The organism is Mesorhizobium sp. P3_A2 (assembly GCF_056403115.1).
Window position 1 is genome coordinate 148,806 of the sequence record NZ_JBFUGC010000014.1, and the last position, 21,317, is coordinate 170,122.

18 protein-coding genes and 1 pseudogene are annotated in these 21,317 nt (G+C 59.0%); 5 read left to right on the forward strand and 14 right to left on the reverse strand.

Annotation, left to right across the window (positions count from 1 at the left end):
* Positions 1-369 precede the first annotated feature (369 nt).
* Positions 370-663: a helix-turn-helix domain-containing protein gene (locus tag AC1DXM_RS27160; RefSeq protein ID WP_477237928.1), complete on the reverse strand. Its 294-nt coding sequence runs from the start codon at positions 661-663 to the stop codon at positions 370-372.
* A 341-nt stretch (positions 664-1,004) separates the two neighbouring features.
* Between AC1DXM_RS27160 and AC1DXM_RS27165 the strand changes: the two genes are divergently transcribed.
* Complete coding sequence (locus AC1DXM_RS27165; RefSeq protein ID WP_477237930.1) at positions 1,005-1,436, forward strand: hypothetical protein; 432 nt, start codon at positions 1,005-1,007, stop codon at positions 1,434-1,436.
* Here AC1DXM_RS27165 and AC1DXM_RS27170 read toward each other — a convergent pair.
* The 10 genes from AC1DXM_RS27170 to ccoN form a co-directional block, all read right to left on the reverse strand.
* Positions 1,411-2,484, reverse strand: coding sequence for a histidine kinase dimerization/phosphoacceptor domain -containing protein (locus tag AC1DXM_RS27170; protein WP_477237980.1), 1,074 nt, complete (start codon positions 2,482-2,484; stop codon positions 1,411-1,413). The genes AC1DXM_RS27165 and AC1DXM_RS27170 overlap by 26 nt on opposite strands.
* Before the next feature lie 90 nt (positions 2,485-2,574).
* Entirely contained in the window at positions 2,575-3,612 is a 1,038-nt protein-coding gene (locus AC1DXM_RS27175; protein ID WP_477237932.1) for a sensor histidine kinase, read from the reverse strand.
* Complete coding sequence (locus AC1DXM_RS27180) at positions 3,609-5,096, reverse strand: ATPase domain-containing protein (RefSeq protein WP_477237934.1); 1,488 nt, start codon at positions 5,094-5,096, stop codon at positions 3,609-3,611. Before AC1DXM_RS27180 ends, AC1DXM_RS27175 begins: the two co-directional genes overlap by 4 nt.
* A gap of 884 nt (positions 5,097-5,980) precedes the next feature.
* On the reverse strand, positions 5,981-6,130 hold the full coding sequence (gene ccoS, locus AC1DXM_RS27185; protein ID WP_477237936.1) for a cbb3-type cytochrome oxidase assembly protein CcoS: 150 nt from the start codon (positions 6,128-6,130) through the stop codon (positions 5,981-5,983).
* A complete protein-coding gene (locus tag AC1DXM_RS27190) occupies positions 6,127-8,412 on the reverse strand; it encodes a heavy metal translocating P-type ATPase (RefSeq protein WP_477237938.1) in 2,286 nt (761 codons plus the stop codon). Before AC1DXM_RS27190 ends, ccoS begins: the two co-directional genes overlap by 4 nt.
* Positions 8,413-8,426: 14 nt before the next feature.
* Positions 8,427-9,233, reverse strand: coding sequence for a DUF2189 domain-containing protein (locus AC1DXM_RS27195; protein ID WP_477237940.1), 807 nt, complete (start codon positions 9,231-9,233; stop codon positions 8,427-8,429).
* A gap of 242 nt (positions 9,234-9,475) precedes the next feature.
* Positions 9,476-10,357: a cytochrome-c oxidase, cbb3-type subunit III gene (ccoP, locus tag AC1DXM_RS27200; RefSeq protein ID WP_477237942.1), complete on the reverse strand. Its 882-nt coding sequence runs from the start codon at positions 10,355-10,357 to the stop codon at positions 9,476-9,478.
* Positions 10,348-10,518 (reverse strand): cbb3-type cytochrome c oxidase subunit 3, encoded by a 171-nt coding sequence (locus AC1DXM_RS27205; protein WP_477237944.1) that lies wholly within the window; start codon positions 10,516-10,518, stop codon positions 10,348-10,350. The genes ccoP and AC1DXM_RS27205 overlap by 10 nt, the downstream gene beginning before the upstream one ends.
* Before the next feature lie 30 nt (positions 10,519-10,548).
* Positions 10,549-11,295, reverse strand: coding sequence for a cytochrome-c oxidase, cbb3-type subunit II (gene ccoO, locus AC1DXM_RS27210; RefSeq protein WP_477237946.1), 747 nt, complete (start codon positions 11,293-11,295; stop codon positions 10,549-10,551).
* Positions 11,296-11,301: 6 nt separating this feature from the next.
* Entirely contained in the window at positions 11,302-12,957 is a 1,656-nt protein-coding gene (ccoN, locus tag AC1DXM_RS27215; protein ID WP_477237948.1) for a cytochrome-c oxidase, cbb3-type subunit I, read from the reverse strand.
* 996 nt (positions 12,958-13,953) lie between these two features.
* Here ccoN and AC1DXM_RS27220 point away from each other — a divergent pair.
* Positions 13,954-15,777 (forward strand): OmpA family protein, encoded by a 1,824-nt coding sequence (locus tag AC1DXM_RS27220; protein ID WP_477237950.1) that lies wholly within the window; start codon positions 13,954-13,956, stop codon positions 15,775-15,777.
* A gap of 575 nt (positions 15,778-16,352) precedes the next feature.
* On the opposite strand, the gene AC1DXM_RS27225 is transcribed toward AC1DXM_RS27220, so the two are convergent.
* The 3 genes and pseudogenes from AC1DXM_RS27225 to AC1DXM_RS27235 form a co-directional block, all read right to left on the reverse strand.
* The gene (locus AC1DXM_RS27225; RefSeq protein ID WP_477237952.1) at positions 16,353-17,294 is read right to left on the reverse strand and encodes a DUF72 domain-containing protein; all 942 of its coding nucleotides are present in this window, start codon (positions 17,292-17,294) and stop codon (positions 16,353-16,355) included.
* A 248-nt stretch (positions 17,295-17,542) separates the two neighbouring features.
* Positions 17,543-18,373, reverse strand: a complete 831-nt coding sequence (locus AC1DXM_RS27230; RefSeq protein WP_477237954.1) for a transglutaminase-like domain-containing protein — start codon at positions 18,371-18,373, stop codon at positions 17,543-17,545.
* A gap of 77 nt (positions 18,374-18,450) precedes the next feature.
* Positions 18,451-19,312, reverse strand: a pseudogene (locus AC1DXM_RS27235) (transglutaminase family protein).
* Between the two features lie 733 nt (positions 19,313-20,045).
* Between AC1DXM_RS27235 and AC1DXM_RS27240 the strand changes: the two are divergent.
* The 3 genes from AC1DXM_RS27240 to AC1DXM_RS27250 all read left to right on the forward strand — a co-directional run.
* Positions 20,046-20,222, forward strand: a complete 177-nt coding sequence (locus tag AC1DXM_RS27240; RefSeq protein ID WP_192255001.1) for a hypothetical protein — start codon at positions 20,046-20,048, stop codon at positions 20,220-20,222.
* Between the two features lie 176 nt (positions 20,223-20,398).
* Positions 20,399-20,965 (forward strand): OsmC family protein, encoded by a 567-nt coding sequence (locus tag AC1DXM_RS27245; RefSeq protein ID WP_477237956.1) that lies wholly within the window; start codon positions 20,399-20,401, stop codon positions 20,963-20,965.
* Positions 20,965-21,317: NAD(P)-binding protein (locus tag AC1DXM_RS27250; RefSeq protein ID WP_477237958.1), on the forward strand; the 353-nt coding region annotated here is incomplete at its 3' end. The genes AC1DXM_RS27245 and AC1DXM_RS27250, both read left to right, overlap by 1 nt.

The following is a 21,317-nucleotide window of genomic DNA, read 5'->3' on the forward strand; positions in this document are numbered from 1 at the left end:
ACTTCCAGCGCGGCGTGCGGATCGCACGCATCCAGTAACGCTTCAACTCTATCGAAGCCTTCACTTCAATCCCCGCCGTGCGCGCGCACCCTTAACGCGGAGGCCTGAATAAAATTGCCCGACTAACGGAAAAAAGATTTGCCCGCTGCCGCCTGACGGTGGCGGGGTTTTGCATTGAGCCGGAACTCCTTTCCATTGAGAGTGTTAGGCTGTCCCCAGCGCGTTCCTTCAGCGGTCCGAGTCGGCGGCCAGGGTGCCCCCCGCATCATCGCGCTGACCTTAACCGAACGCGCGGGCCACTTCCTCTGACAGACGGCCGAGGCTAAGCTTATCAAAGCGTCCGAAAAAGAGGTTGGTTGGCTTTCCCCTCTATGCGTTTCGTTGCCGGCGGCGCCACATTCTATTGTTGGTGGCGAGACCACTATCATCTTCAGGGCGGGCGAGCGATGGAGTGCCTCCGACGCTGAAGACAATTCCGGCGTCCTCAAACGCATTGCGCATGGCTGCGATGTTATGAGGACGCGGTTTCCTAACGCTGTTCTCAAAATCGCTGATCGTCATTTCGCTAAGATTGGCCTTTGCGGCAAGTCGGACTCGCGACCAGTTCAGTAGGGATCGTGCTGCTCTTACTTGCTCTGCTGAGAGTAGGTTGCGGCTGTCCATAAGCAATCAAACATTCAGCATGGCTCATATGTTCCCCGTGCTGGTGCGACCCTCAGCTGGGAAAAGTCGATAGGGGCTTTGTCGCGCAACTGGTAATATATGCAATTTGTTCAGCCGGCCTGGCTCCCAAGTCGCCGGCATGGGCGAATTCGTCCCACCAAGTCAGGAATAGTCGATTTGACTTAAATGCGTCTCGACGACGTATTCTGAGCATCCGAGCTTGCACCGTGGGTTCGTCTCATGGGTTACCGTGATCCAGCTACGGAGAGCCTCGATAAAGCCGTCAGCCTGGAACGCGGCACAGCTAATGAAGTTGAGGCAAAACGCGGAGACTTAGCCCGGTGGTCATCACCGATAGTACGTTGCTTGCAGCGATTGTGAATAGGTCAAGCAGGGGAGCGAGAGCTGCAAAAACGCAAGCCGAGGAACTGGCTCTGTGGGACATTCCGGACCTGAGGGTGGAGAGCCGTCCTTTTGGCTCGTCGGTAAAGGCTGATTCCGTGACCAACCCCGACTCGGTGCATGCCATTCGCCCCGCCGCCCAGCTCTGCGCCCTTAGGCCTTTTGAGAGCGCCCGACCGCGGCCTATATCCATCAATTTCATCATCATGCTCAAGAGCCGGGCCGGTCGCGGTCTCGGCGTTGGATTCAGCCTTGCTTCCGGAACAACCCTATCGGGATCTGATGGAGACCGAAGCATTCGCTTTCTGGCGAAATACCTGGGCTTCCCTTTTAGGCAAAAAGTTTTTAGCCCGTGGCTGTCGATCGTTTGAACATAATGGTAACTTTCGTGCCTTCAGCTGAACTTGAGACCACGTCAAACGAGGCCTTGGCGTTCTCAGTTAGTGAACGCGCGATTAGCGCCCCGAGTTTGCCCGGCTTGGGCCAGGTCTCTCCATCGGGTAAACCAATCCCGTCATCCGCGACGATGATCCGGCAACCGTCACCGTCGACAACGCTGTGAAGTGTTATCGTTCCGCCTTCGCGTCCCTTAAAGCCGTGTTTGAGTGCGTTGGTCAGCAGTTCGTTCACAACCAGGCCGGTCGGCATTGCAACGTTGATCGACACTGGATAGGTATCCACCTTCATGTCAAGGCGTATGCCCTCAACGGCATGCGAGGCCATGACTGCTGAGGCTATTTGGCTCAAATAGATGCCGAGATCGACGTCGTCCTTCTGCTCGTCAGCCGAGAGCGTTTGATAGAGGATGGCTAGAGCATCAACGCGCCCCGCCAGCCGCTCGAAACGTTTCTGATCAGGCTCTGCTGCGTTGCGGGTTTCCAGCCGGATGAGTGCGGTAATCATCTGGAGATTATTTTTTACCCTGTGTTGGAGCTCGCGCAGCAGAGTATCCTTTTCGCGGACAAGCTCATCAACCGTGGGCGCTGCTCCACCATGGATCGTTACGTCCACAAGGGCAACAAGTCGAAAGCAAGCCTTGCCGTTGTCGTCTACGATCACATTTGAGTATGCATCAACCACGGTCGGTTCGTCGCCGCGCTCCAGGCGAAAAGTTCCCACGAAATCGGTATCTGTTACAATGCTGTCAGCCAGCGCACTGTCCTGCCGCTCATGGAGACCTACTCCGGAAAGCGCTGCCCAGTTCCTGCGTGCCAATTGGGCGGCTCTCAAGCCCGAGAGCTTCTCAAACTCCGGGTTGACATACACGACGCGCTCATTCGCGTTCAGCTCGGAAACAGCAATCGCGATCGGAAGCTGGTCAAGGAACTTCTTGAATTGTTCGCTTTCCAGGGCTGTGGCAAGGTCAGGCGTGTCGAGCAACTGCTCGACCGCTTCGGCCTTATCTGAATCCGATGTCATCTGTGCACCTGTGATAGAGTGTATCACATCATTATCAGCCAGTGCTTTCATCCGCTACGGCCGAACTGGCAGCGATCCCGTACGCTGCCACTAATAGCCTGGCACCAGCCTGGTGTCGCGCAGGGGCAACGCCATGGCGAAGCGCAGACCGTCGCGGTGGTAGCTCAATTCGACCTTGGCATCGCACTGCACAGGTACAACTTTCTCCAGCAGTGTCGTACCAAACCCGCGCTTTGCAGGCTGCTCTACCACAGGCCCGCCCCGTTCCTGCCAATCGAGAGTGACAATTTTACTGCCGCCTGAGCTGTCGACTGACCACCGGACTTCCAGGCGGCCTTGAGGTCGAGACAACGCACCATACTTCGACGAGTTGGATGCAAGCTCATGGAACGCCATGCCGACCGGTATTGCGATGTCGGCGACAAGCGCTACGTCCGGGCCTTCGAGCAATACACGGGACTTGTCGTTGGTATCGTAATGTCGCAACTCCGACTCGAGCAGTTTATGCAAGGAAGCCATTTGCCAATAATCGTCAGTCAGAATCGAGTGAGTGTCAGCCAGAGAGACAATTCTGGCAGAGAAATCGCGCATGAAGTCCTCCACGCTGCCACTGGACTTCGCGGTCGCACCCATCATTGCACGGACATTGGCCAGCGTATTTTTGACACGGTGGTGTAGCTCTCGGATAAGCAGCTTCTGCCGATCAGCAACTTCTTGCTTCTGTTCGATATAGGACTTTACCTCAAGCTGGCGGGCACGGGCGCGCAGTGCCGAGCGAACGGAATTTGTGAGGCTGGAGGGTAGGAACGGCCTTTCCAGGACAACCAAATAGCCGTCCAGAAACGACAACCGCTTGTCGATTTCTGTGCCACGCATGGTCAAGAGCACGATCGGAAAATCCGACCACGTTGGCTGGTTATCCAGCCAGGCTGCGAACTGAGTTCGATTAGAGCTGATCAGGGCTTCCGCAGCAACGACGAGACATTGGGCCTGGTCCAGATGGGGAAGGGTTTCATCTAGGGTTGCGCAGATGTGCGACCGGATGTCATTCGTGGCGAGAATCGAGGCCGCGATCTTTGCGTCACGCCCCACTGGCGCGAGTACGAGCACACCGCGAGACGGCATCATGACGCCTTGTCTTTGAGGAGGTCGCCCTTCTTGCCCTCATAAGACGGTACACCAGTCAAAATGCCTCGGAACTCTTCCAAGGGCTCGCCGACGGCCAAGCCCGCCGGGCTGATCTTGAATTCGCGGATGGTGTCTTCATGCGGGCCAACGCGTTTCTTGACGACCGAAACAGCCCGTCTCAACCGGCCGCCGCTCTCGAAGAAGCGAAGCAGCATGACGGAATCACAGAGATAGGTCATGTCGACAGATGAGGCCATTTGGCCGATCAGTCCATGATTGGCCAGGAGTAGGATCGTCACAACACCTTTCTGGTTAAGATAGGTGAGGATCTCGTGCATCTGAAGTACAAGATGCTGCTCTTCCGACATGGCGTTGAGATAGCCAGTCAGGCTATCGATCACCACGATCCTAGCGCCAGCGCGCTCGACAGCCGACTGGATGCGTGACGACAGCTCGCCCGGCGATAACTCCGCCGGATCTACCTGTTCCAGCAACAGGCTCCCGTCGTTTGTAAAGGTCTGCAGCTCCATGCCGAGGCCTGAAGCGCGCGTCAGAAAGATGCGCTTGGTTTCGTCGAACAACAGGACCAGTACGGGTTCCCCGCGCCTTAGCGCGGCATGGCAATAAGTACAGGCAATCGTCGATTTGCCTACGCCGGATGGGCCTATCAAAAGTGTGCTGGTCCCGCGTTCCAAGCCGCCGCCCAGCAGAGTATCGACAGAACTGTTGCAGATGGCCGGCGAGCCGTGCTCTGCCATTTCATGTTCTGCAGCAACCAGACGGGGAAAGACGGTAACGCCGCCATGTCGAATGACGAAATCGTGGAAACCGCCGCGAATTTGAACCCCGCGCATTTTGATCACGCGAAGCCGTCGGCGCTCGCCGCCATAAATCGGCGAAAGCTGCTCCATGCGGATGACGCCGTGGCTGATCGAATGCAAGTTGAGATCGTCATGTTCAGCAGTGAGGTCGTCCAGCAGAAGCACGGTAGCGTTGCTCAGGAGGAAGAAGCTCTTCAATGCCAACACCTGCCGCCGGTAGCGCAACGACCCTTGGGACAGCAATCGAATTTCCGAGAGCGAATCGAACACCACGCGATTTGGTTTGATGCGCTCGATCTCCGCCAGAGCGGACTGCACGGTTTCGCCCAGCTCCAGATCGGACGAGTGCACCAAAGTCTGAAGTTGCGACGGATCAAGGCTGAGCTCTGGCGGAACCAGCTCGAGGATTTCAATGCCCTCAAGCGGAAACCCGTGCCGTTCCGCAACTGACCGCAGTTCTCGCTTACTTTCGGAAAGCGTTATGTAGAGGCATTTCTCACCGCTCTCAGCGCCTTTGATCAGAAACTGGAGACCGAGGGTTGTCTTACCTGACCCAGGCCTACCTTCAATCAGATGGGAGCGGAATTTAGCGAACCCACCCCGCAAGATGTAGTCGAGGCCCTCAACGCCGGAGGGTATAGGTGAAGCGTCGTCGTGGTCCACGGTGCCTCGCTAATACATTTCGTGAACAGCCTAACGGATGGCATTTTCAATGGTTCCCCGCCGAGGCAAAACGAAGACCGTGCCTCGCATATTCTGAAGGCAGATCGCGCAGGTTCGGGAGAGGGGCGAACGGCCGGCCCACACTCCGTGGTGCGATGCGGCATTTGTCGCCGGCCCCACTGTTTTCCTATTTTGGCTCGATGAACGGCGATGCGCTCCAGCCGGTCGCTAAGATGAGCGACGCTTCAGACACTGGGCTCCGTTGTCCCTCCTACCTAACCGTGATTTTTGCCAGCTCGCGCTCAGGCATTTCATCGCGCGCAACATCCTGCAGGATGCGCAAGGCCTATGCTCGATCGCTATCGCGCGACTCGAACAGTTGGCCGTCTTCGTCGAGAACCTGACCGTCGCTGTTAGACGTAGAAGAAAGCCAGGCCGGGGCAAAGCTTTGCGCGATCGACGTTGCCAAGGCTGAAGCCGCCCGGCAGGCCAAGGACAACACGCCACTTTGAGGCGACATGACAATTACGGGCCAAGGAGTTGGTGATGGCAGCTCGCAGTCTTGTTCACGCCCCCCTCAGCAACACGTCCGTTCACGTCTGCGTCGATATCCAAGGCCTCTTTGGCGCGAGGGGCCCATGCACATACCGTGGCCTCCGCAACATCCTTGCCTTCTAACAAGACGTTGTTCATCCATTGGCGCTTACCGTCATATGGCTCGATCTCGATGGTAACTCCGAAATTCTCGTAAGTAACGCCTGAAGCGGCCCGTCGAGTTCCAACGAACTCAAAGCACCGCTTCGGCCCGGTGGGGGCTTGCGCCTGCCCGGCATGCCCAAGACTATTGAGTTCGAGGGCGGTCTAGATGTGGAGCCTCCAGAAACCTATGGCCTGTCCTCATCGTCATGGAGGATTCGCTCAGCCGCGCCGTCCAGATCATCGTACTGGCCAGCGCGCAGGGACCAGAGGAAGGCCACAAGCCCTGCTAGGCCCAGCAGGATCGCGACCGGGACGAGGACGACCAGGTAATTCATCGAGGCATGCCAGCAACGACGTGCTCTGAACCCGAGGGACGAGCGCGCCTCACAGGCTCGACCGGAACATTGGGCCGCAGCCGCATGGCGTTGGCGACCACGAGCAGCGAGGACAGCGACATCGCAAGAGCCGCCAAGAGCGGGGTCACGTAGCCCGCCACCGCTATGGGTACGGCCAGGGCGTTATAGGCAACGGCAAGCGCAAAGTTCTGCCGGATCAAATTCTGCGCCCTCCTTGATATGTCGAGAGCCTGCGGTACAGCGGAAAGATCCTCGCCAAGGAAGACGAGGTCTGCAGCATTTCGGCCAATATCCACGGCCGTGCTTGGCGCCATCGAAACGTGGGCGGCGGCCAGCGCTGGTCCGTCGTTCAGCCCGTCTCCGACCATAAGAACCTTGCTTCCGCAGCCGGCAAGTTCCTTGATCCGGCCGAGCTTTCCGGCCGGAAGCAACTCGGCTTCGACCTGATCGATGCCCAGCCGCATCGCCAGCATCTTTACCGGCTGCCGCCGGTCGCCAGAAACGATTTCGACTTGCAGTCCGGCCCTTTTGAGATCGCCGACTGCCTGCTCTGCACCAGGGCGAACACCGTCCTCGATCGCGAAAGTGGCAAGCCACTCCCTATCTTTCGTCAGCACGGCAACCGAGGTCGCTGAGTTTTGTTCGTGTTGCACGCCGCTGTCAGTCGCCCAATCATGGCGACCAAGACGGTAGACGACGCCTTGCGCGCGGGCTTCCAGGCCAAGGCCCGAAAATTCCTTTAAGTGATCGAAGGCAAAGGGCGTCTGCGGCAGGCCCACCCCCGCAGCCGCGATCGCCAAAGCAGACGGGTGTCGGGACCCGGCCCCGATGGCGGCTGCAATGCCAAGAGCAGCCGGCGCGATCTTTGCTGCGTTCGCCAGGACGGGCTCGCCAAGAGTGAGCACGCCGGTCTTGTCGAACAAGACAGTGTCAGCCTCGGCAAGGCGCTCGAGTGCGGAACCGTCCTTCACCATGATACCCCGTTCGAAGAGACGCCGCGCCGCCACGACCTGGACGATTGGAACGGCAAGACCGAGGGCACAAGGGCAGGTTATAATGAGGACAGAGATGGCAACAGTTATGGAATGATGCCAGTCGCCGGTGGCGAAAAGCCAAGCGGCTAAAGATAGCAGAGCGATCGTGTGGACCACAGGCGAATAGTGTGCAGCGGCACGGTCAGCCAGCCGGCGGTAACGCGCCCGCCCGCCTTCCGCAGCTTCCATCATCCGGACCATTTCAGCCAGCAAGGAATCTTCCGCGCGCGCGGTGGCTTTCATCGTCAGTGGCCCAGTGAGGTTCATCAGTCCCGCCTGGACCCTTGTCCTCGGCGACGCTGCAAGAGGCGCGCTTTCGCCGGAAACCAGAGAGCAATCGAGATCGGAGTTTCCGGTTTCCACCACCCCATCGACCGGAACGCGGTCGCCGGCTGCAATGAACACAGTGGTACCCGGCTCGATCGTGGCCGCCGGTACATAGCGCTTCGTGCCGTCGGCCTCGATGACCGTGGCGCCGACTGGCGCAAGCCGCGCCAGTCCGGCCACCGCGGATCGCGCCTTCTCGCGCATCACATGATCCAAGGTGCGTCCAGCCAGCAGGAAGAAAAGGAGGGTCGTTGCTGCATCGAAATAGGCGTGCGGGGCGCCGTGAACGGTATCGTAGAGGCTAAGGGCGAAAGCGAGAGTTACGCCGACTGAGATCGGCACGTCCATGTTCGTCCGGAGGTTTCGTAGCGCCGACCACGCCGAGAAATAGAAGATACGGCCGGAGTAGAGGATGGCCGGGAGCGCTAGAGCGGCTGAGAGGAGATGGAACGCCTGCCGTGTTTGCCCGGTGGCACCGGACCAGACGGACACCGACAACAGCATGATGTTCATGGCGCAGAAGCCAGCTACGGCCAGCGCCTTGAGCAGGTGCGACAGCTGCGGGTCATTTGCATCTGACTCTAAAGAATAAAGGTGCGCTTGGTAACCGATCCTTTCCAGCGTGCCAATCAGGTCCGGAGCAACACCATCGACCGTGCGCCATCGGACTGCGACCCGCCTCGTGGACAGATTAACGCGCGCATTCGCAACGCCTTCGAGCGCCGACAGTATCTTCTCGACGGCAGCAATGCAGGCCCCGCAGTGCATGCCGGGAACCGAAAGGTCCGTCTGACGCATCCCGTCGCCGAGATCGCGGCTGGCGAGGAGGAGTTCCTCCGACGCGACCGAGCGTGCGACTTCGATTTCCAACCTGGCGCCGGCGGGCGAGCAGCAAGACATCGCTCAGGTCATCCTCACCGCATTGCCTTGTAGGCATGCCAGGTGGCATGGCCAAGCAGCGGGAAGATCACAATCAGCCCGACCAGAGCCGTTGCCACACCCACTGCGAACAGGGCTAGCACGACGGCCCCCCACATGATCATAGGTTGGAGATTGTTCCAAACGATGGCCATGCTGGTTGCCATCGCCGTCAGCGCATCGGTGCGCTGGTCGAGCAGCATCGGAAGCGAAAAGACGCTGATTGCGAAGCCGAAAGCGGCGAACAACCCACCGACCAGCGTTCCAACGACAAGCATGGCGATACCTACCGGAGTCGTGAAAAGCATTCCGACGATATGGTCCAACCCAGGAAACGCCCGCACACCGAAGAACAGCGCATAGAGCAAGACTGCCGCGCGCATCCACAAAAGCATGAGCAGGCAAAGGAGAACCCCAGTGAAGAAGATCTGGGCGCCTGCACGGGACTTGACGCGGAGCATCCCCCCCAGCGTCGGCACTTCGTCCTCTTCGATGGCGCGGCTCTTCGCGTACAGCCCAACCGCAATAGCTGGCGCCACGATCATGAAGCCGGCGAGAGCCGGGAATAGAATGTAGTCCCAGCCAAAAGCGAACATCGTCCAGACGAAAACTACGGAAACGACGAAGACCACCACGCCATAGGCGAGGCTCAGTCCGGGTGCGATCATCAGGTCGCGCCAGCCTGCTGCGAGCCAGGCAAATGCCGCGCTCGCCGGCAAGTGACGCTCACGCTCGGTATTGCGGGTTTCCTCGATGCCTGACAGTTGGTTCAGCAATCCGTAGGGCTTGTTGGCGTTGCTCATTTGTCTACCTCGCGATTGCGTTGATTGCTGTTCAGCAATCGGAACCCGCCGCCCTGTATAAGCCTGTTCCAGGGTCTGGTGCCTTCAGATGGCTTACGCATCCCGGCTGGGACGAGAATGCCACGTAGATCAGATGAGCGTTCGCCCCACAAAAAAGCAGCACGGCCGCCGGAACCAGGAGCCACACCAGCAGCGGTGCACGCGAACGCTTCTGTTCAGTTGGTGCCATCAGGTTGATCCCATCACGGGTTCTCGACGCCCAGCTTGTAGACATAGAGCGCGAGGATCTTGATATCGGCTGGTGTCAGCCGCTTGTCCCACGTCGGCATATGCCCCTGGCGGCCGCCATGGACACTCGTGACGATTGTCTGCAGGTCGCCGCCATAAATCCAGTATTGATCGGTCAGATTGGGAGCCCCCATGTCCTTGTTGCCCTTGGCATCCTGGCCGTGGCAGGCGGCGCAGGTTGTGAGGAAGACCTGTCGCCCCGCTTCGATTGTGTTGACATTGTCAGGGGTGGCATCGGACGGATTGCTCAGTGAATGGACATACAGAGCCACGTCCCTGACCTGTACGGGCTCCAGCATTTGGTCGCGTCCAAACGAGGGCATCTGCGATACCCGGGTTTCCGGGTTGCTGGAATTGACCCCGATACGCATCGTCTCGGCGATCGTGTCGGGCCCTCCACCCCAGATCCAGTCGTGGTCTGTCAGGTCGGGATAGTTGTTGCCACCCTTGCCGTCGCGGCCGTGGCAGGCGGCGCAGTTGTCCCCGAAAAGCCGATGACCGGTTTCTTTAACGACCTCCATGAGGTGCGGATTGGCCAGGATCTCGTCGAAGCTCGACTTTTCGATCGCGTCGATCCATGGCGCTCTGGCCGCGTTTTCTGAGACGAGCTTCGCCTCGACAATCTTGCGCTGGTCGGTGTCCAGCAGGCCCTTGGTGTAGGTCGTCCCAAGAGGCCATGTCGGCATCACGAACCACCAGATCACCGCGAAGAGGTGAGTGACGATCAAGAACATCAAAACCCCCCTCGGGACTGGAGTGTCAAGTTCCTTGATGCCGTTCCATTCATGTCCCGTCGTCGCGCGACCGCTTACGGGATCCAGTTCCTCTACCGCCATGGCATGTCATCCCGGTCGAGAATGTTCTTTTTGGCTTCACGAAACCGCTGTCGGTTCGACGGCCAGAACGTGTAGATGCAAACGCCGACGGCGAACGCGATCAGATAAAACAGCCCCCAGCTCTTCGAGAAGGCGACGAGGGTGTCGTGGTCCAGCTCCATGATGCGGTCCTCCCTTCGGTCCAGTCGCTGTTAGGAATCGGGTGCCTTTTCGGGCGCAGCGGTTTGCTTGTAGGCGGCGTCCGTCAGGCGTCCCAGCACTTGCAGATAGGCAACCAGCGCGTCCATCTCGGTGACCTCGGTCGTTACGCCATCGAAGGCACTTACCTGGGTTTTCTCGCCGTAGCGCCTGGTCACACCCGCCCCAAAATCGCTGTCAGGAGTTGCCTGTCCGAACGCATCTCTCGCGGCGTTGTTGATCATGTCGTCCGTGTACGGCACGCCGACTTCCCTCAGAGCGGCCAGATGCAGGTTCAGCTCGTCCATCTCGAGTGGCGTGCGCGCCAGGAATGCGTAAGCCGGCATATTGGATTCTGGGACGACCTGACGCGGATTGGAGAGATGTGTCACGTGCCAGATATCGGAATATTTGCCACCGATGCGCGCTAAGTCCGGACCTGTACGCTTGGATCCCCATAACATGGGGTGGTCGTATTTCGATTCCACCGCCAGCGAATACGGCCCGTAGCGGTCAACCTCGTCGCTCAGCGTCCTGATCATCTGGCTGTGACAGGCATAGCAGCCTTCGCGGACGTAAATATCGCGGCCAGCGACCTCGAGCGGCGTATAGAGACGCATGTCCGGTGCGTCTTCAATCGTTTCGTGAATCGTGAACAGTGGCGCGATTTCGACTATGCCGCCGACGCTGGCCGCGGCGACGATGGCCAGAAGGAATCCGACGGCCGTTCGCTCAATCTTTCGGTGGAAGAGTTCAGGCATATCGGGTCACTCCGCCGGACTCGGGGTAATGCCGGGGGCAGCGCCAGGATCGGGGAGATCGGCTTGTCGTTCTGTCATGAAGGGTGCTGCCGTAGCGGTCATCCACATGTTGTAACAGCCTACCATCGCGCCAAGCAGGAACAGGAGACCGCCGAAGGCCCGCGCGATGTAGTACGGATACATCGCCACCAGCGAATCGACGAACGAATAGGCTAGCGAGCCATCCGCTGTATATGTGCGCCACATCAGGCCCTGGATGATACCGGAGTTCCACATCGCGAAGACGTAGATGAGCGTGCCCGCCAGAGCGAGCCAGAAATGAACTTCAACGAGCGCGGCAGAGTACATCCGTTCTCGTTTCCACAGCGCCGGCACGAGGGTGTAGAGCGAACCAAAGGTAATCAGCGCCACCCAGCCGAGCGCTCCAGCATGCACATGCCCAACGGTCCAATCGGTATAGTGCGACAACGAATTGACCGGACGGATTGCCAGGAAAGACCCCTCGAAGGTCGAAAGGCCGTAGAAGACGGCGGCCACCATCATGAAGCGCAGCGTCGCGTCGTCGCGGACCTTGTGCCAGGCCCCGTTCAGGGTAAGCAGCGCGTTTCCAGCCGAAGCCCAGGAGGGAACCAGAAGCATGACGGAAAACGTCATTCCGAGGTTCTGCACCCAATGCGGCAGGGCCGTATAGTGGAGGTGATGGGAGCCCGCCCACATGTAGAAGAATGTGATGCCCCAGAAGCTGAGAATCGACAGCCTGTAGGAGAAGATCGGTCGTTCTGCGCGCTTCGGCAGATAGTAATACAGCATACCCAGGAAGCCAGCCGTGAGAAAGAAGGCAACGGCATTGTGGCCGTACCACCACTGGACCATCGCATCCTGCACGCCTGACCATATCGTGTAGCTTTTGGCGTGTCCGAGCGAGATGGGGACGGCGAGGTTGTTGACGATGTGCAGGACCGCTACGACCACGATGAAGGCCAAATAATACCAGTTGGCGACGTAGATGTGCGGCTCCTTGCGTCGCGCGAGCGTGCGGACGAAGAGGAGAAAATAGGTCACCCAGACGATGACCAGCCATAGGTCGGCGTACCACTCCGGCTCGGCATATTCCTTTGATTGCGTCACGCCCATGAAGTAACCGGTGACGGCAAGCACGCAGAACAGGTTGTATCCGAAGAGGACGAACCACGGACTGATCTGGCCGGCCAGCCGAGCTCGCGAAGTCCGCTGGACGACATGGAAGGAAGTGGCGATCAGCGCGTTGCCGCCGAAGCCGAAGATCACGCCCGTGGTATGGGTTGGCCGCATCCGCCCGAAGGTCGACCACGCTGCATCGAAGGCAAGATTTGGCCAGGCGAGCTGGGCGGCGACCCACACGCCCATGAACATGCCGAAAACAGCCCAGGCCATCGACAATACGATACCGACCTTGATTGGATCATCGTAGTAATTCGCCTGCCGGTCGATCTGTGGCTCGGGCGCGTAGTAGGCCGACAGCACCAGAAATAGCAGCGCGCCGCTGAACACCATAACGATAACGCCGTGCACGCCAATCGGGTCGGACTTGCCGAGCGCGGCCATCGTCAAGCCCAACAGTCCGACCAGAAGAAGTATCACTGCCGCGTATTGGCGTTCGCTTGAGGTTAACTGCGTGACCAAGTCGAATGCCTCCCGGACAGAGCGATAATCGATTCAACCCGCCTTTTCGGCAGGATTGCAGTTCAAGCCCGCATTTTCAAGAAGGGCTTTCGCTTGGTTCGCCAAACCACGTCTCGCAGGCTGTGTGTGAAGCTCTCCTTGTCTAGGCGAAGGTGGGAATCGACCCCCGAGGCTGTGCGGCGTCGATGAGAGCGCTTGCAACGTCCCGCGTCGAATCTGCGAGTATGGCGTCTGGCTGATGGCTAGAAGGTTGTACGAACGAACCGATCAGACCGGGTGAATGCCAGCGATCGCCAAAAGGCTCAGCAACAGCGAGCCGATACTGGCCACCATCACGATAGCGCCAAAGATGAAGGCGAGTACCGCAGTCAGGTCTGAGGGATAGGTGGCTCTTTCGGGCATAGGGAAGAAATAGCGCCGTTGGCTTCAAGAAACAAGCTGCGGTCCGATGCGTCTGCTGGTGACCGCAGGTAGCAGTCTGTTCGCATAGCGCAAAGTTGGCTCGGGATTGGCATGCGAACGGATCGATATTCCGACTCACTGGCGCGAATGGCGGGCTCAGAGTGCGGCAGCTCCGTCGTTGCGGCTGGCGGTCGGACGGGATCCCGCAGATACCAGATCCTGTGCCGATGGCGAAAGCACGTCTGATTGAGATCGCCTGGGTTAATGCGTCGGCACGGACTAGAAGCGGTGAGGATCGCGGCGCCGAATCCATTTGCCCGCGGGTCCCTCTAATCGGTCGAACGGGCCGGAAGGCCCGTCACCCGGCTGGCTCCCGGCCAGCGGGCTTTTTCTTATAACAGACCGCAGATTGGCCCCGGAACAGGCGGCCGTCCTCCGACGGACTGTATCTCCGTCCAAGCCCGGCAACTTGCCGCGCCTCCTAAAGTAATCGTCCGTCGTTTCCGTTGGGGAGCGTCTCCTTGGGAAATTGAGCGGGAACGAATGTGGCAGTGCCCAGTTTGGATAGCGACGGGACACACACGGAGAATTCAAATGACACGCCGACCAAAGATTTTGGCCAGCACCGCACTCGGTTTGCTGATCGCCTCAGCGCCGTTCGGGGCACCGCTCATCGCAGCCTTCGGTGCCGAACCGTTCGTCGCATCGGCACGACCTATTTTCATCAAGTTGAAATGTAAGGAGGGCGAGTCCGCCGAAGCCTGCGCGCTGAGGCAACAGGCTCCGTCCGAAAGCCCCGCTCCCCTTCCAGCGACCGAACCACAGCCTTCACCAAAACCGCAGGAGCAGCCAAAAGAGGCAGCTCCGGCGTCTGGGGCAGCTCCCGTTCCGGACTCAACTCCACCGGCTGAACCGTCCGCGAAGCAACAACCTGCTCAACCGGCCGCGCCCGCGCCAGCGTCCGAGGCTGCGCCAGCCCCCACCGACCAGCCGGCCTCCAACAAATCGGCTCCAGTCAAGCAAGTCCAGCCACCAGCAGATCAGGCGCCTTCTCCCACCCCGCCTACCCAGGCGCCTGCTGCGACCGCTGAGCCTGCGCCTGCCCAGGGCGAACAGCCGCCGGAACCGACGAGCAAGTCAGAAGAGACACCTTCCGCCGAGCAGCCTGCACCAAAGCAACCCGTGACTGGAGAACAACCTTCAACCGATCAGCAGCCTGCAACCTCCGAAAAGCCAGCCAATGGTGAGCTGGCGGCGCCCGCCCAAAACGAAAAGCCAGTCCAGGGCGACGCGCCGGCAGACCCGAACGCCGCACCCGTCCTCGACAGCGAAAAAGATGCAAAACGTCCGGGCAAGGACGGCAAAGCGCCTGCTCAGCAGAGCGATGGCGGTCAGGCCGCGGCGCCTGCGGCTGCCGCTGTAGACGCCGGACCACCGCCTGCGGACGACAAGGCCGCGCAGCAGGAGATCAAGCCTGAGAAGATCGTTCCGGTGACGGAGGAGAAGGGTACTCGCCGTGACAAGGCGCCAGATAGCCAGTCGCCGAAACGCCCAAAAGGCGCCGATGTCCTCACGGAAATTGGCGGCCGGGTAATCATCCAGTTCAACAACCAGACGATAGTCGAGAGCAACGAAGCGCCGCGAATAGACCGTGGTGCCAAGGATGTGTATTCCGAGGATCTGCCGGGTGGCCGCACACGCGAGACGATCGTTCGCGACAACGGCAACCAAATCGTCACCATCCGCAACCGCTATGGCGACGTCATCCAGCGCTCCCGCATCACGCCGGACGGCCGCGAATATGTGCTGAGCTATGTCGACGAGAGGTATTACCAGGACGTGCAGGATTGGCGCGATCCTGGAGATGATTTGCCACCGATGCGGCTCAATATACCGCGGAAGCGATACATCTTGGAGTCGGACGCGGTAGAGGATCCCAGCGACTACTACATTTTCCTCGAACAGCCGCCGGTGGAAAAGGTTCAGCGCCTCTATTCGGTCGACGAGGTCAAGCGCTCGGCGCGTGTGCGCGACATCGCCCGGCGCGTGGATCTCGACACGTTGAATTTCGAGTCCGGTTCGGCGGCGATCTCGGACAGCGAAGTCAAAAAGCTGCAAGGAGTTGCGGACGCAATGGCGCGGCTGCTGAAGAAGAACCCGGCGGAAACATTCTTGATCGAAGGCCACACCGATGCCGTCGGTGGCGAGAATGCAAACCTGGCCTTGTCCGACCAGCGAGCCGAGGCAGTGGCCGAGGCCCTCACCAACGCCTTTGGCATCGCGCCAGAGAACCTGACGACCCAAGGCTACGGCGAGCGATATCTTAAGGTGAACACGACACGGCCAGAACGACAGAACCGTCGTGTCGCAATTCGCCGCATCACGCCGCTGGTGGCCCCAGTCGCCAGCGCTAACTGACAAGGGGTCTCGCGACGCGGTAAGGGCTGGCTCAGAAAACCGTCGGAAAAATATCCGCCTTCGAGTTTTCTATAATCCAGGAAACGTTTCGATCCCTGGTGACGAGGGCAGCTGAGATTGAGTATTTGATCGTGGCCATGACTGGCTCGGGTCAGATCGACCCAGAAATGATCGCTTGCCTTATCCGCTCGAGCTCGAAGTTGAAGGCGAGACGTATCGACAAGGAGAAGTTTCACCGGGCCGATCGCGAGTCCCGGAAAGTCCTGAATGCTGAGCGCATCTGGAGAGAGGCTAAGACCCGGCGCTTGCGGGAGCAGAGGCTGGCTTTTCAAGCTTTGGTGCAGCCCGGTGCGCACACAGTTCTGAGAGCGAATTGGAGTAACGGGCGCCCACCGCATAGGGATAAAGTGTAGCGGTCGGAGCTGAGGTCCCGCGCGGGATCAGGAAGGGACCGTGGCCATTATCGATCCTTACCTTCACATCACCAGATCAAGGTGAAGACACAGGCTTCGAATAGAGGCGAGTCGATTGACCTTTCAGAAGGAATGAGCGCTCAAAACGAAGTTGCCATCTCGTTATGCATCTGCCGAATCGGCGCCGGTATGTGATCGAAGGTCCAAGGGTTGGTCCTCCAGCAAGCGTCGCATCGCCACGGCATTCTTTGGCGCAAAGCCGTCATAGTCGTTATTGAAATAAACCCAGGCTCTCTTTGCGCCACTGGCTCGGATGTTCTCGGCCCATTTGGTTAGCTCATCTGCGGTGTAATCATGTCGGTACCAACGCTCTGGACCGTGGAGCCGCACGTAGACGTCATCGGCGGTCCGTACCAGGACATTCGGAAGGCGAGGGCCGCTGCATGAGCAAAAGATTGTGCCGGTCGCTCGAAAGGCAGAGTAGACAGTTTCGTTCCACCAGCTGCCGTGACGAAACTCCACCACATTGCGCCGGGCGGGTTCGAGTTGGCCGAGAATGCTGTTCAGTCTCGCCTCTGTAAAATGGTAGCTGGGCGGGAGCTGGAAAAGAAAGCAGCCCATTCGCTCACCCAAAATATCGGCAATCATCCCAAAATCCGTCACGAGGGTTTTGGTGCCCTTGAACCTCTTGATGTGAGTGATCAGCTCGCAGACCTTTACCGTATAGACGAACCTGCGGTCCCCCGCTTGCCGAACCCAGCTTTTGATATTTGTGACGGTTGGCCACGTATAAAACGATGCATTGATTTCGACAGTGTCGAACCGGTTCGCGTAGTGATCGAACCAATCGCTTGTGGGCAAGTCCTTCGGGTAAAACTGTCCCCGCCATTTCCAGTAAAACCATCCCGAGCAGCCCACATAGATGGATGCCTCCAAGTCCGACACGGTATGCCCGCGCTGTGCACTTGCCCCGGCCAAGCGGGCCATATGCATTTTTTCGGCACGCCCTATGTTTTCGATTCGCTGCTTCTCCCTGCGCAGCCGACGCCTTTCGCGGCGCTCATCAGGCCCAAGTTCTTTCCGCTTGATGGCTTCCACGTCCATGAACAAGACCTTCTTTTTCACTCTGGCGCGACGGAGTTGCGCTGGCACACTGGCGCAATCTTGAAAAGCATCGCTTGATTATGGCTAAGGGGCGAGACGGCATACTGCGCGATTATCGTATACGGGCCCCCAATGTCCTCTGGGTTTACAGCCTGAAGGGGCGTTCCGAAGCGCCCGCTGATTCTCGCGCCTTGTTCGGCTAGCGCTGCCCGGCGGTCACGTCCACGTCCCGACATCGCCTTGCGCGGTCATAGGGGTCGCCAACAAGTGCTCGCTGAGACTTCTTCCGTGACAACCTCGAAGCCAGCAAGTCTCGATGACCCGAAACTGGTTGAGAGTGCAACATCAGTCGCGTCGCAACCCGTCGCCATCAGGATCCTACCTATTCGAGGGCGGTTATGCCGAGCATCAAATGTGAACCAGTGACCGCTTAGATATGCTTCGAACCACGCGCTGAAATCCATGGGATCCGGCACCGGAGGCACGCCAATGTCGCCGAGATAGCCGGTGCAATAGCGCGCCGGGATGTTCATGCAGCGGCATAGCGAGATGGCCAGATGCGCAAAGTCGCGACAGACGCCGGTTCGATCGGAAAGAGCGCCGTGGGCAGTCCGAAGCGGGTCCGCGGCTTGGTAGCTGAAAGCGATGTGATTGTGCACGAAATTGCAGATCGCCTGCACCCGCGCCCAGCCGGATGGAATATCGCCAAAATTTGCCCAAGCGAAGTCGCCGAGCCTATCGGTGTCGCAATAGCGGCTGCCCAGGAGAAACCTGAGCACCTCATCGGGCAGCTCCTTGATGTCGTGCTGGATGGCTTCTGGCATGACGACATCGGACTTTCCGGTATCGTAAATCTCGAAACTCGTAGATATCGTGGTCAGCCCTGCAGGCGCTTCTATTCTTGTGCACGCGTTGCCAAAAGCATCAATGTAACCCCGGGCTTCGATCGGTCGATCAAAGCCTATGACCTGTTCTGTCAACAGATCGACGCGGCGTGACGGATGAATCTCGAGGACGAGCAACATTGGTGTCTGCTGCGGACATTCGTAGGTGAGGTTGAAACCTGCGCGGATCCGCATCGATGTCCCAATGCCTTGATTCAGGAACGGGGCTAACTCCAAATTGCCCAAACAGTTCCGGAGAACATCAGACCGATCTAATTTTCCTTCACCACTTTCACCTCAACACTCATGCCAAGAAAACTTGAGGCGCTGCCGGAGTAGCTTCCCGAAAGAGGTATGGCTTGCTGGGGATGCCTGGCCACAGCAACCCTGATCAAATCCCGGTTGCCGACAATGCCATTGGTGGGATCGAACTCGACCCAACCGGCACCTGGCAAATAGACCTGGCAATCCTCCGCCGCGCAAATCCGCACTGTCGCGGCTCGGCACATAGACGTAGCCGGTCACGAAGCGGGCAGCGAGGCCCAGCGAGCGAACCGCCTCCATCATGAAAAGCGCGAAGTCCCGGGATGTGCCTTTGCGCAGATGCAAGGTCATCAGCGGCGGCTGTGTCCCGGTTTCGACCCGTCGGGAATACACGAAGCTCTCGTGGATGGCGTAGCAGAGCGTCATCAGCAATTTGCCGGTCTCGGTTTGCCCTGCGGCACTCACGAACTGCCGTGCCCATTTGCCGATCTCGTCGCTGTCATCGGCATGATGTCGCTCCATGGTTTGGGCGAGGTCGGCTGCCTCATCGGGATCGTAAGAGAATGGATAATTCAGCGCAGCATCATCAATACGGAAATCAGGCGCATGCTGCGGCGCGTGATCGAGCCGAATGTCTGTCGCGAAACGGAGTTCCTTGGCCGAACCCTCGAAATCGATCACGGCAACGCAATTGCCAAAAACGTCATGGATCCAGCCAACCGCCTTCGGTTCGGGGTCCACGGACAAAGCATGGTCCAGCAGCCGCTGATCGAAACTATCGCGCGGCCGACACATCACCCGATGCTCGCCAAAGCTCACGGGCTGGCGATAGCGATAGGCGGTCGTGTGCTTGACTGAAAAAATCGGCATCGGTGTCTGTCAACAATCTCGCTAGGCACGTCCGTGGCAACCTAGCGCCTATTGGAACTGGCACGGCACCGGTGGCAAGGTCGGCTGCGCACTTTGTCAGATGAATTCCAGTCCGGTGGCTGGTGCACAACTACTTGCCTGTTTTCATGGTAAGACACCCCCATCCTCCGCCATCACCGCATCTGCCTCGACATTCACGGGAGGCACTATGATCAAGGATGCGGGAAAGGCGAGAACTGCACTCGGCACAGAGCCGCCGGGCCTGGCCCTAGAACCATCCAATAGCTGGAGACGCTGATTGACGTGATGGCGTGAAATGGCAAAGTCCACCCTCGCGTGGAAGTGATTGAAGCCTGCGACGAATGGATCATCCGTGTGGTCGAAGACGACCGAGAGCTAACCCGATCATTTGAGATGGAGCCTTCGAGATGGAAACCTTCGCCCTAACCTATGCGGAACGCGTTCACGGATGACCTACGAGGATATTGAACAATAGGTTCAATCTTCGACCCGGCCCTCGCTCTTTTGGCGTTGGCGGGCTGCGAGACTACCGCATCGATCGACACCAGCGATCGAACCTCTGACAGCATAAATGTCTTCGAGATGTGCTACCTCTGTTACCAAACAACAGTTTTGGTGCAACCTTGCAGATACAAATGTGGAGCATTTAACAGACTGTTGAGCGGCTCCTTGGGTATATCCCGAGGCGCCCAAAGCTCTACAGGAGAAGAAGATGTCAATGTTTGAAACGGTCGCGCGCTACGGGGCGGCCATCAAAAACGCCCGTGAAGCACGAAAATCCGAACGCGTTCTGAACAGCCTGCCATTGGAAATTCAAAAGGATATTGGCTGGCCGGTTACGCCGCGCCAGAAAAGGCTCTCATCAAACAGCTGGGGCAGGATCCTCTGAACGAGGCGCCACCCCAACCTCGGCGATTCGCTGGAGTTCGGCTGCAGGAGTTACGCCAGCACAGCGCTTCGCCAGGCGATTCCACGCCCACTCCCATGCTGCGTACAACACGTCCGTGGGAAGACATTCCGTCCGCTGAAAAGTCGGACCCTCACCTGTCAACAGGAGTACGACATATGACCAAACACACGGAAACCGCCACAAATGGTGTCAACGTAGCCGCCCTGCTCGGCGCCCGCGAGGCGCTGAAGGATGCCCCCGAGGCCGCCCGCTTCAAGTGGCGCGCAACGAGTGAATGGGTCAAGGGAACCCACAACCGAGCCACAGTCGACGGATTCTTCGGCCTGGGCGCAGAACAGCAGCATCGCCAGACCTACAAGTTCGAGTCCGATCACCCGGAAATCTTTGCGTCCGAGGACAAGGGTGCGACCCCCGTTGAATTTGTGCTGGTCGGACTGGCCGGCTGCCTCACCGCGGGCATCGCGGCTGTCGCGCAAAACCGCAACATCCAGCTCCACTCGGTCAAGGCAACGCTCGAAGCCGGCATGAATATCCAGGGCATCCTCGGCATCGATCCGGACGTGCGCAACGGCTTCGACGGCATCAAGGTGCACTACGATATTGACGCGGACGCCAGCGCGGAAGACATCGCCGCTCTCGTCGCGCAGTCGCAGAAGCGCTCGGCCGTCTTTGACGTGATCACCAACCCGACCGATGTAACGGTCACCTCGAGCAAGTCCTGATGAGCAAAAGCGCTTCGCGCGGGATCGCCGGCGCCGTTGACGTCGTCGTCATCGGCGCCGGTCACTCAGGCCTGGCGATGAGCTATCTGCTGGGCCAGCACTCGCTCAGGCATGTGGTTCTCGAGCGAGGCGAGGTCGCGAATAGCTGGCGCACGGAACGCTGGGATTCGCTGCGCTTGCTCACGCCCAACTGGATGGCGCGACTCCCCGACTACCCATACCAGGGCGACGATCCTGACGGCTACATGAGCGCCGGGCAGATCGCCGATTTCATTTCCGATTACGCCACATACACATCAGCACCGGTTCTAACGCGCACCGCAGTCAACAGAGTTGCGCAGAGCAGCCACGG